This window comes from Dactylosporangium sp. NPDC005572, from assembly GCF_040605515.1.
GTDB lineage: Bacteria > Actinomycetota > Actinomycetes > Mycobacteriales > Micromonosporaceae > Dactylosporangium.
In genome coordinates this window covers 19,440-30,209 of the sequence record NZ_JBEXCY010000140.1, presented here as the reverse complement: position 1 = coordinate 30,209, position 10,770 = coordinate 19,440, and the positions used below count along the sequence as shown (strand labels likewise).

General features: G+C 69.8%; 12 protein-coding genes. 8 read left to right on the top strand and 4 right to left on the bottom strand.

Annotation, left to right across the window (positions count from 1 at the left end):
* The 5 genes from ABZS66_RS42635 to ABZS66_RS42615 form a co-directional block, all read left to right on the top strand.
* Positions 1 to 959: ATP-binding cassette domain-containing protein (locus ABZS66_RS42635; protein ID WP_354768173.1), on the top strand; the 959-nt coding region annotated here is incomplete at its 5' end.
* Positions 956 to 1,612, top strand: a complete 657-nt coding sequence (locus ABZS66_RS42630) for a methionine ABC transporter permease (RefSeq protein WP_354768171.1) — start codon at positions 956 to 958, stop codon at positions 1,610 to 1,612. The genes ABZS66_RS42635 and ABZS66_RS42630, both read left to right, overlap by 4 nt.
* Positions 1,613 to 1,624: 12 nt before the next feature.
* A complete protein-coding gene (locus tag ABZS66_RS42625; protein ID WP_354768169.1) occupies positions 1,625 to 2,437 on the top strand; it encodes a MetQ/NlpA family ABC transporter substrate-binding protein in 813 nt (270 codons plus the stop codon).
* 285 nt (positions 2,438 to 2,722) lie between these two features.
* Entirely contained in the window at positions 2,723 to 3,169 is a 447-nt protein-coding gene (locus tag ABZS66_RS42620) for a carboxymuconolactone decarboxylase family protein (RefSeq protein WP_354768168.1), read from the top strand.
* Positions 3,170 to 3,579: 410 nt separating this feature from the next.
* Positions 3,580 to 4,260 (top strand): class I SAM-dependent methyltransferase, encoded by a 681-nt coding sequence (locus ABZS66_RS42615; RefSeq protein ID WP_354768175.1) that lies wholly within the window; start codon positions 3,580 to 3,582, stop codon positions 4,258 to 4,260.
* A 233-nt stretch (positions 4,261 to 4,493) separates the two neighbouring features.
* Here the strand turns inward: ABZS66_RS42615 and ABZS66_RS42610 are convergent, their stop codons facing one another.
* Entirely contained in the window at positions 4,494 to 5,573 is a 1,080-nt protein-coding gene (locus ABZS66_RS42610; protein ID WP_354768166.1) for an LLM class flavin-dependent oxidoreductase, read from the bottom strand.
* Positions 5,574 to 6,028: 455 nt separating this feature from the next.
* Positions 6,029 to 6,562: a helix-turn-helix domain-containing protein gene (locus ABZS66_RS42605; RefSeq protein ID WP_354768164.1), complete on the bottom strand. Its 534-nt coding sequence runs from the start codon at positions 6,560 to 6,562 to the stop codon at positions 6,029 to 6,031.
* A gap of 110 nt (positions 6,563 to 6,672) precedes the next feature.
* On the opposite strand from ABZS66_RS42605, the gene ABZS66_RS42600 reads away from it, so the two are divergent.
* Positions 6,673 to 7,050, top strand: a complete 378-nt coding sequence (locus ABZS66_RS42600; RefSeq protein ID WP_354768162.1) for a MauE/DoxX family redox-associated membrane protein — start codon at positions 6,673 to 6,675, stop codon at positions 7,048 to 7,050.
* Positions 7,051 to 7,442: 392 nt separating this feature from the next.
* Here the strand turns inward: ABZS66_RS42600 and ABZS66_RS42595 are convergent, their stop codons facing one another.
* Positions 7,443 to 7,814 (bottom strand): DoxX family protein, encoded by a 372-nt coding sequence (locus tag ABZS66_RS42595; protein ID WP_354768160.1) that lies wholly within the window; start codon positions 7,812 to 7,814, stop codon positions 7,443 to 7,445.
* Between the two features lie 88 nt (positions 7,815 to 7,902).
* Here ABZS66_RS42595 and ABZS66_RS42590 point away from each other — a divergent pair, with 88 nt between their 5' ends.
* Both ABZS66_RS42590 and ABZS66_RS42585 read left to right on the top strand, forming a co-directional pair.
* Positions 7,903 to 8,391, top strand: a complete 489-nt coding sequence (locus tag ABZS66_RS42590) for a MarR family winged helix-turn-helix transcriptional regulator (protein ID WP_354768158.1) — start codon at positions 7,903 to 7,905, stop codon at positions 8,389 to 8,391.
* A gap of 142 nt (positions 8,392 to 8,533) precedes the next feature.
* A complete protein-coding gene (locus ABZS66_RS42585) occupies positions 8,534 to 9,298 on the top strand; it encodes a methyltransferase domain-containing protein (RefSeq protein WP_354768156.1) in 765 nt (254 codons plus the stop codon).
* An 18-nt stretch (positions 9,299 to 9,316) separates the two neighbouring features.
* Here the strand turns inward: ABZS66_RS42585 and ABZS66_RS42580 are convergent, their stop codons facing one another.
* Positions 9,317 to 10,417, bottom strand: a complete 1,101-nt coding sequence (locus ABZS66_RS42580) for a membrane dipeptidase (RefSeq protein ID WP_354768155.1) — start codon at positions 10,415 to 10,417, stop codon at positions 9,317 to 9,319.
* Positions 10,418 to 10,770 lie beyond the last annotated feature (353 nt).

Below are 10,770 nucleotides of genomic sequence, written 5' to 3'. Positions count from 1 at the left end.
TTAACCCCTCCCGCTCCCGCGGGGGTGTGGTCCCCGCCGGCGCGGGGGTGGACCTCACCGTCCGGGAGGGCGAGGTGTGCGGCGTGGTCGGGCGCAGCGGCGCGGGCAAGAGCACCCTGCTGCGCTGCGTCAACCTGCTGGAGCGCCCCGACACCGGCACGGTGACCGTCGGCGGTGTAGCGCTGACCGAGCTGCCCGAGGCGCGGCTGCGCGCCGCCCGGCAGGGCATCGGCATGGTCCACCAGCACTTCGCGCTGCTGCGCTCCCGCACCGCGGCCGGCAACGTCGAGTTCGCGCTCGAGGTGATGGGCGTACCCCGGCGTGAGCGGCGCGGCCGGGTGGCCGAACTGCTCGACCTCGTCGGCCTGGCCGACCGCGCCGACGCCTACCCCGCCCAGCTGTCCGGCGGGCAGCAGCAGCGGGTCGGCATCGCCCGCGCGCTCGCCGGCCGGCCGAAGGTGCTGCTGTCCGACGAGGCCACCTCGGCCCTCGACCCGGAGACGACCGGCTCGATCCTGCAGCTGCTGCGCGACCTCAACCGCCGGCTCGGCCTCACGATCCTGCTCATCACGCACGAGATGGACGTGGTGAAGCGACTGTGCGACTCGGTCGCCCTGATGCGTGACGGCCGCTTCACCGAGCAGGGCACGGTCGCCGGCCTGCTCGCCACCCCGGGCTCGACCCTCGCCCGCGAGCTGTTCCCGCTCGGCCCGCCGGGCGACGGTACCGCCGGGGAGACCCTCCTCGACGTGACCGTGGCCGGCCCGCTGGCCGACACCGCGTTCCTGACCGACTTCGCGCGGGCCTATGACCTGCCGATCCGGATCGTCGGCGGCGCGATCGAGCCGCTGGCCGGCACCAGGGCCGGCCGGTTGCGCCTCGCGCTGCCGGCCGAGGCCACGTCGGCCCCGGCCAGACTGCGCGACGCCGGCCTGGTGGTCGATGAGGTGCCGGCATGACCTGGGACGAGATCTGGCCGCTGCTGGGCGCCGGGGTACAGGAGACCGCGTACATGGTCGGGGTCGCCGCGGTGCTCACCGCCCTCGGCGGCCTGCTCGTCGGCGTGCTGCTCGTGCTCACCGACCGGGGCGGCCTGGTGCCGTTGCCACCGGTGAACGCCCTGCTCGGCCTGATCGTCAACGTCGGCCGCTCGCTGCCGTTCATCATCCTGCTGGTCGCGATCATCCCGCTCACCCGGGCGCTCGTCGGCACCACCATCGGCACGGAGGCGGCGATCGTCCCGCTGACCGTCGGCGCGATCCCGTTCTACGCCCGCATCGCCGAGACGGCCCTGCGCGAGGTCGACCCGGGCGTCGTCGCGGCGGCGCGGGCGATGGGCGCCTCGCGGGCCCAGATCGTGCGCAAGGTGCTGCTGCGGGAGGCCCGCCCGGGCCTTGTCGCCGGGTTCACGATCACCGTCGTCGCGCTCGTCGGCTACTCCGCGATGGCCGGGGTCGTCGGGGGCGGTGGCCTCGGCGATCTCGCCATCCGCTACGGCTACCAGCGCTTCGAGAACGAGGTCATGATCGCGACCGTGGCAGTCCTCGTGGTCCTCGTCCAGCTCGTCCAGATGCTCGGCGACCTCGTCGCCAGACGCCTGTCCCACAAGTAGAAAGGCACCACCGTGCGACGCACGATCCTCGCCACCATCGCGGCCGCGTCCCTCCTGCTCGGGCTCGCCGCCTGCGGCGCCGACGACGAGGCGGGCGGCCCCGGCGACACCCTCAAGGTGGGTGTCAGCCCGGTACCCCATGGCGAGATCCTCAAATACGTCAAGGACAACCTCGCTGCCCGGGAGGGCCTGAAGCTGGAGATCGTCGAGTTCAACGACTACATCCAGCCCAACGTGGCCCTGCGCGACAAGCAGCTCGACGCCAACTACTTCCAGCACGTGCCGTACCTGGAGGAGGAGAAGAGGACGAAGGGCTACCAGTTCACGGCGCTCAAGCCGGTACACATCGAGCCACTGGGCGTGTACTCGAAGAAGGTCAAGAGCCTCGCCGAGGTGCCCGACAAGGCGGTCGTGGCGATCCCGAACGACCCGTCGAACTCGGGCCGCGCTCTGAACCTCCTCGCGTCGCAGGGCCTCATCAAGCTCAAGGACGGCGCCGGCGTCAAGGCCACCCGCACGGACATTGTCGACAACCCGAAGCAGCTGCAGTTCAAGGAGCTGGAGGCGGCCCAGCTGCCGCGCAGCCTCGACGACACCACGCTGTCGGTGATCAACGGCAACTACGCCATCGAGACGAACCTCAACCCGGCCAAGGACGCACTGGTCCTGGAGTCCGGCAAGGACAACCCGTACGCCAACCTCGTCGTGGTCCGCACCGGCGACGAGAACGACGAGCGGATCCAGAAACTGGAGAAGCTGCTGCACTCGGCCGAGGTGAAGCAGTTCATCGAGAACAAGTACCAGGGCTCGGTCCTGGCCGTCTGAGGCCGGTCAAGCCGGCTTGGCGAGCGGTCCGACCAGGGCGCCCTCTCCGCTGCGGTGAACGCGATGAGCTGCTCGGCCTCGTGGTCGAGCAGCTCGCGGACCGTGGCGTCGATGAGCTCGTGGCCGAGAGGTGCGCCACGGGAGCAGCCAGTTGTCGTGTCGACGATCCGGCAAGCCGGTCGGCGGCGCCGCGCCGACCGGCTACGGCTCTGCGTGCGCGGCGCCGTTGTAGTCGGAGAGCCAGGACACCTTGCCCTGCACCAGGGTTGCGACATAATACCTATTATGTCCATCGACTTGATAGGTAATGCTCGGCCGGCCGCAGCGGCAGTGGCTCAACTCAACGGTGCGGCGCACGAACTGGCCGCCGAGGCCGGCCTGTCGCCGCTACTCGTCGAACTCGTGCAGATCCGCGCCTCGCAGCTCAACGGCTGCGCGCACTGCCTCCGAGCACACATCCGCAAGGCCGCGGGCGCCGGCGAGACACCGGAGCGGCTGGGCCTGGTCGCGGCGTGGCGCGAAGCTGCCTACTTCGACGAGACCGAACGCGCCGCACTCGAACTCACCGAGGCCATCACCTTCGTCGCGGATGGGCACGTGCCGGAAGAACTGATTGCCGGCGTCCGGAAGGTGCTCACCGACGCGCAGTACACCGCGGTCGCCTGGCTCGCCATCGCCATCAACACCTACAACCGGGCATTCATCACCGGACACCCCGAGGTAGCCCCCTGACGGCCCGTCCGACGAACTGACAATTCAGCACACCAGACAGCCGCGGCGGGCGGCAGCACGGCGAGCCGGGCCCGTGCCTACCTGCCCCCGCGGCGTGGTGGAGACCCGCTCGGTGCGGCCGCCCGACGCCGGGCCTTCGTCACGGCGACGCCGTTGCCAACCCTGGACCTCGTCGCCGAGCGTCCCGCCGCGGCCGGTCACGTCGGGCAGTGCCTCGTCGATGATGACCGAGAGCCGTCACATCGGGTCGATAGCGTTTGCGACAATCTGCGCTGTGCCTGCCGAACCGGAGTTCGCCGTTGACCTCTATCGGGGCGTCGCGGAGTTCTATGACCGGTTCCGGCTGGCCTACCCTCAGGTGCTCACGGAGGACCTGATCAACCGGGTACACGCATCGCGGCTATGGACGGCTGCTGGATCTGGCTTGCGGAACCGGGCAACTGGCCTTCGCGCTCGCGGAGTCCTTCGCCGAGGTTTGGGCGGTGGATCAGGAGCCGGACATGGTTCGTCTGGTCGAAGCCAAGGCGGCCCGGAGCCGAAGCACCATCCGAGCGATCACGTCAAGCGCGGAGGAACTGTCGACCGATGGGACGAGCTTCGAACTCATCACCATCGGCAACGCCTTCCATCGACTTCATCGGGGTCAGGTGGCTCGCCGCGCGTTCGAATGGCTGCGGCCCGGCGGGCACCTCGCGCTGTGCTGGTCGGATTCGCCGTGGTCCGGCCAGGCCGAGTGGCAGCAGACGCTGAACGATCTCCTGCAGCAGTGGAGCCGCACGTTGAATACCCACGATCGGCTCCCGCAGGACTGGGAGTCCGATCGCCAGGCCAGGCCAGACCTCGCCGTTCTGGCTGATGCGGGCTTCGAATCGCAGGGCCGTCACCAGTTCCACGTCGCGCACCGCTGGACGGTGGCCGACCTGGCCGGGTTTGTGTATTCAACCTCATTCCTGGCCGCCCCCATGTTCGGAGACCGCGCCCCGGCATTCGAAGCGGACCTGGCAGACCACCTCGCACCGCAGCTCGACGATGGCGTGCTCGTCGAGGACGTCAGCTTCGCGTACGACCTCGTCCGCAAGCCGGCGAGCTAACCACAGGGCGTCGGAACCTACGCCGGACAGCCCCTCGCTCGATCTCCGGACCGGCGAGGCCGGAGCGGCGGGGCGAGGGCGGCAATGGCGAGCACTGCCAGCGCCGCCACGGCCGCCCCGCAGGTCAACGGCGGGGCGCTCGACTGCTGGGCTGAGCACGGTCCAGTTCGCCGAGCACCGCGGGCCCAGGTACGGACGACGACCGAGGTACGGCGGGGCGGCAGCCTCGGCCATCACGGATCTCCCGCCGTGTGCGCGGCGGCAGCTGCTGCGGAGTGCCAGTCATCGAGGGGCTTGTTGGGCATCTCCCGGCGGACAACCGGCGCGATCTCGGTGGCAAAGAGCTCAAGCGTGTTGCGGTAGTCCGCAGCCGACAGCGCCTCGGCGTCGACATGGATGTGCATCAGGTCGTGTTGGAACTGCTCGTGTTGCGCCAGGATCGTGTCGATCACCTGCTGCGGGCTACCGACGAGCGCGGCAACCTTCTTGATGTAGTCCTCAACCGTGACAATGCCGAGGCGGTCGAGCGGGGTCTCGTACCGTTGGTTGTGCATGAAGCGCCGCGTGAACACGGGCTTGAACTTCTCGACGGCCTCCTGGCTGGTCTTGGCGGCGAGGAAGCCGCCCGTGCCAACGCCGACCAGCGCGCGGTTCGGATCGTGACCGTGAAACGCGAACCGTTCCCGGTAGTAGCGTACGGTCTCCAGGTATCGGCCGATGGCCGTGGTGCCGATCGAGGTGAATACCGGATCCCCGTGCACGGCGGCGAACTCGGCGCTCTCCAGGTTCGTGTTGGCGCCGTGCCAGATCCGCAGGTCCGCTCGTCCGGGTCGGGGCACTGCGGTGACGCGCTCCATCGGCCGTCGATAGTGTCCGGTCCAGGTAACGTCGGTCTCCCTCCACAACCTGCGCAGGACCTCGTAGCTTTCGTGAAGGCGGTCCCACTGGTTCTGTGGCGTCACCTCGAAGATGCGATGGGTCTCGTGGTAACCGCCCTTGCCGATGACCAGGTCCAGCCTCCCGCTGGCGAGATGGTCGAGCGTCGAGTAGTCCTCGAAGGCCCGCAGCGGATCGTGCAGACCGAGCGTCGACACAGCTGTCATCAACTGGATCGTGCTGGTGCGTGCGGCGGCGTTGGCCAGAACGACGGCAGGCGAGGACGAGACCGAGAAACCGTCGTGCCGTTCGCCGACGCCGAAGGCGTCGAAGCCGAGTTCCTCAGCGAGGACGGCCTGCTCGACGATCTCGCGCAACTGCTGCCCGGGCGACTTGCGTTCGTAGTCGGGTAGTGAGGGCAGGAGCAGGAACTTCATCGAACTTTCCTTGTGGGTGAGCGAGCGACAACGGGCCCGGCTTGGTCATCGGGTGCCACCAGTCTGCCCAGCGCCGACGTCCGCGCGGAAGAACGCACCAAAAGGTGCGGTGCGCACTCCGGCGTGCGTATTGGCCTCTGCGCCGTGAGGAATCAGTGCCACCGCCGCGGTATCAGCACACGCACCCGGCACGGCCTGGGGCGTGCGGCGATTGGCAGTCCGCGGTGCAGGCAGTCCGGCGCGGCCTGCGGTCACTGGTGATGAGGAGCCGCCCGGTGTTGCCCGCGGTCCAGTCTGTCAGCGCCCTCGCGCTCCTTGACGACCTCGCGTGCTGTGGGCCGGCGTCCTAGGCGACGCCCGCGCGACGGCGGCATCCGGGCAGCGCGGTGAGGTCCATGTGCCGCATCGCTGCGGCAAGCAGCGTCCAGCGCAGGCACCGCCGCGGGTGGGCGCCGTCATCGGCGGCGTAGCCCGTCCACGAGCAGGTTGGACAGTCGGTCGGCGGGCTGGCCTGGCCGGTGTTCAGCCGACCATGCGAGCGCTGTGGCAAGGAGCAGAAGGTCGTCTATGTGGACATCACTGCGGATGGTCCCGTGTTGCTGGGCGTCGCGGAGCAGGTGGGCCGCCGTGTCGTGCATCGCGAGGCAGGACGCGTGCAGTCGTGAGTCGGGGTCGGCCAGCGCGGCGAGGACCGTTTCGGCCAGGCCCCGATAGGCCGTCGCCTCCGCGACGAAGTGGCCGAGCCAGTCGGTCAGTGTGCCATCGGCGTCGCCGTGCTGCGGACGAGCTGTCGCGAGCTGGCGCAGGCGGTCGCCCAATACCGCGTCGAGCAACGCGTGGCGGGTGGGGAAATGGCGGTACAACGTGCCGATGCTGATCGACGCTCGGCGGGCGATGTCCTCGAGGGAGGTGTCGAGCCCACGTTCGGCGAATGCTGCCGCCGCCTCCGTGAGGATGAGCTGGTAGTTACGCCTGGCGTCGGCGCGCATCGGCCGTGGAGGGTCGGTCATGATCTCGCTCCTTGACAAACGGAGGCTGCCTCCGCATTAATCTGAGGGTGCCTCCGGATAGCCCGAGGGTACCTGATGGAGGCTGTCCGATGCGCGTGAAGGTTGTCTGGTTGCTCAGTGTCCTCATCGCTGTGCTGCTTGTCGGTCAGGGCGGAGCAAAACTGGTCGGCAGCGAGTTCATGGTCGAGTCGTTTCAGCACTTCGGCTACGGCGACAACCCGCTGCCGCGGTATGCCGTCGGCGCGGTCGAGGTGGTCGGCGGCTTCCTCGTGCTCGTACCGCGAGCCCGCTTCTGGGCACTTGTCGGCGTGCTGGCGATGCTCGTGGTCCTGCAGGTCGACGTCGCGCGGCGGACAGGATTCCCGCTGCCACCAGAGGTGGTCGCCATCCTGCCCGGCGCCGCCGCCGGAATGGCGTTGATGGCGGTGCTCGGTTGGCTGTCACGGCCCACGGCCCAGAGCCCCTGACACCGCGTCCACGGCGGCGCGGCGGCACACGGGCACCGCAACGCCTCACGGTGACGGCCACCGGCCAGCGACCGCAGCGATCGCGCCCTACTGCTGACCGGTCGACATCCGCATCTCACTTGATCTTAACGTCGGCGGGCTGACCGATGGCCCCGGGCAATCGTGACGACAGCTCCTGGTTGATCATTTTCCTGTCCAGGGAAGAGATCAACAACCAGGAGCTGCCTGGCGGTCAGTGTGCATGATCCGGTTCGTGGGCGGCGTTCGGGGAGCTGCGACGGTTCCGGCAAGAGTTCTACGATCGGTCGGACGGTCCGGCGCGCCGCGCTCGGGCTCCGCACGGAGCTGGGCGCCGACTGCGTGCCCGCCGGGCCACGGCCTCGCAAACGGGATCAGAACGCGTACGGTCCGAATCGGCCCCACGCCACCACCGCGGCCAGGATCAGCAGCACTCCGCTCGGCGCCAGCGCCGGGAACTCACCGCGTCGCAGGTGCATCACCACGGCGCCGGCCATCACCAGGGCCAGCCCGGTCGCGGCGAGCGGGACCAGAGTCGGCGCGACGTTGACCACCGCGGGCAGGATCACGCCGATCGCACCCAGCACCTCCAGCACGCCGATCACCTTGGGAGCCCAGTGCGGCGCGTCCCCGGCCCAGGGCTGAGCGGCGATGTACTTCTCGCGTGGCAGCGCGAGCTTGAACACGCCGGAGAACAGGAAACTGGCGGCGACCAGCACAGCAATGATCCAAAGACCGATGTTCATGATTCCCCATCACGGCAGATGACTTAAACAGTGAAGTCAAACGTAGCGACGATGACTTAAACATGCAAGTCGTTGCTATGATTTCGGCGTGACCGACGAACCCCGCTGGCTGGACCAGGACGAGCTGAAGACCTGGCTGACGCTGTTCTCCGTGCTGACGCGCCTCACCGGCTCGCTCGACAGTCAGCTCCAACGCGATGCCGAGATCAACCTCTTCGAGTACATGACCCTCGCCGGGCTCTCCGTGGCACCGGAACGTCGACTGCGGATGAGCCTGCTCGCAGCCATATCCGAGGGCTCACTCCCCCGCCTCTCCCAAGCCATCAGCCGCCTCGAGAAGCGCGGCTGGGTACGCCGCTCCCCCGACCCGCACGACGGCCGCTACACCCTCGCCATCCTCACCGACGACGGCCTCGACAAAGTCGTCAAGACCGCACCCGGCCACGTCGCCGAGGTCCGCCGCCTCGTGTTCGACCCACTGAACAACGCGCAACCCCGGCAGTTGCACAACATCTGCGCGCGCATCATGCGCACCATCGACCCGGACGGCCCGTACCCCGGCACCCGCCCCTACTAGGCGCCCACATTCACCGCCGGGTAGGTCATACACGAATCACGTCGGCCTGAGGAGGAAAAGGTTCACCGCGTGGGCACGCCAGTGCCGGGAATCTTCACGAGATGTCGACCGATCGGGTACCGCCGTGTGCTTGGGTGGGCGGGTGAGCCAGTCTCCGGTGAAGCCGGATCCCGTCGCGTACCTGGACACTGCCGCCGCGACCTCGGTGGGCCGTGACTACAAGCGGCGCCTGCTCGGCGCGCTCGACGTGCGGGCGGGCCAGACGGTGCTCGACATCGGTTGCGGCCCCGGCACCGATCTGGGGCAGCTGGCCGACGCGGTCACGGCCGACGGGTCGGTCGTGGGCATCGATCATGATCCGGGCATGCTGGCCGAGGCGAGCCGCCGGCTGGCCGGCCGGTCCAACGTCGAGGTGCGCGACGGCGACGCGCACGATCTTCCGCTGGGCGATGCGAGCGTGGACCGGGCCCGGGTCGACCGCGTCCTGCAGCATCTGGCCGATCCCGGCCGGGCGGTCGCGGAGGCCCGGCGGGTGCTGCGCCCGGGCGGTGTGTTCGCCATGGCGGAGCCGGACTGGGACACGCTCACGGTCGCCGACGAGGACGTGCGGACCAGTCGCGGCGTCGCCCGGTTCGTCGCGGGGACGGTGCGCAATGCGACGGTGGGCCGGCAGCTCGTGCACCTGTCGGCACGGGCCGGGCTGCGGGTCAGGTCGGTCGAGGCGATCGCGGTGGTGTTCCGGGACTTCGGCGAGGCGGATCGGATCCTGCGGCTGGACCGCCTGTCGGCGGCGGCGGTGCGGGCCGGCGAGCTGACCGAGGCCGAGGTCCGGGCGTGGCTGCACCGTCTCGCGAACGGGCCGTTCCTGGCCGGCTTCACCTTCTATCTCGTCACCGCCGAGGCGTAACGCCCGGCTGCGGCCGGGTCACGCCGCGACCTCCGGCCACAGCGGCAGCTCGGCGACGTCCTCGGCGTCGCGCAGCACGCGCAGGACGTTGCGGCCGGTGAGCGCCTTGAGGTCGGCTCCGCTCCAGCCCCGCACGGCGAGCTCTCGCAGCAGCGTCGGGTAGCCGGCCGGCCCCTCGGGCCGGGCCGGCAACACGTCACCACCGAGACCGAGATGCTCGACGCCCGCCAGCTCCCGGGCGTGGTCGACGTGGTCGGCGACCTGGCCGATCGTCACCGCCGGGCACGGATGGCGGGTCAGCCACCGGGCGAACCGGTCGTCGACGTCCCGCACCCCTGACGGTGTCCGCAGTCCCAGACGGTGCCGTTCCGCAGCAGCCTCGGCGGTCCACTCGGCAACGGCAGGGGACAGCAACGCCGGGACGAAGGCGAGCTGCGCGACCCCGCCGTTGGCCCGCAGCATGCGCAGCTCGTCGTCGGCGAGGTCGCGTGGGCGGTCGCCGTGCACGCCGGTGGAGCGGCCGACGATCACCGGGGCGGTGGACATCGCGATCACGGCTCGCTGCGTCGATGCCGTCGCCTGCGACAGGTCGACGAGCACGCCGAGGCGGTTGAGTTCTGCGATGATCGCGCATCCGGTTTCGGCGGCGCCGTCGTCCCGCTTCAGGGTCACGTACCGGACACCGAGCCGGGCGAATGCTCGCAGGACGGGGAGCGGGTCGGCGAGGCTCGGGGACACCTCGACACCGATGAGCGCCGCGATCCGGCCGTCGCGGACGGACCGCAGGACCCCGGCCGCCGTGTACACGATCGAGAAGACCTCGGGGTGTGCCCCGACGGTCCGGTACACGGCGTCGACCTGTTCCAGCGTGGCGACGACCGCGTCGGGGTCGGGCAGGTGCGCCGGCACGTGCACCGACCAGAGCAGGCCGCCGATGCCGTTGGCACGCAGCCGCGGGATGTCCACGTCGGGCCCGCAGCGGTGCCGGTCGGGGCCGGCGACGACGTGGCCCGGTCCGGTGCACACCGGCGGGCCGTGATGTCCGCCGATCACCGGCATGGCGGCGAGGACGCGCTCGACCAGCGTGTCGGCCTGCGGCGCGGCGGGCCGGACGGTCATCGCACGCCGGGCGCCGGGTGCACGGCGGCAGGCACGCCGCCGGCGCTCAGCACGATGCGGACGGGCTCGCGGTGCAGGACCATGAGCGGCTCTCCAGGGTCATCGAGGGTCGTCGGTAGAAGGAGGGGGCATTCGAACGGTAGACAACCAGCATTGATCCACCATGTCCGATGCGTTACGGATCCGGCGGCGGCCCGGGGTGAGTTTAATCCTATCGACTCAATAGGATTAGCGGATAGGCTGCGGCCATGTCCTTCACACAGCAAGCCGTCGTGACCCGGGTGCTGAACCGGGTGACGCGCGCCGCACACATGCTGGTCGGCTTCGGCACCTCGCGTGGCCTCCTGGCTGCC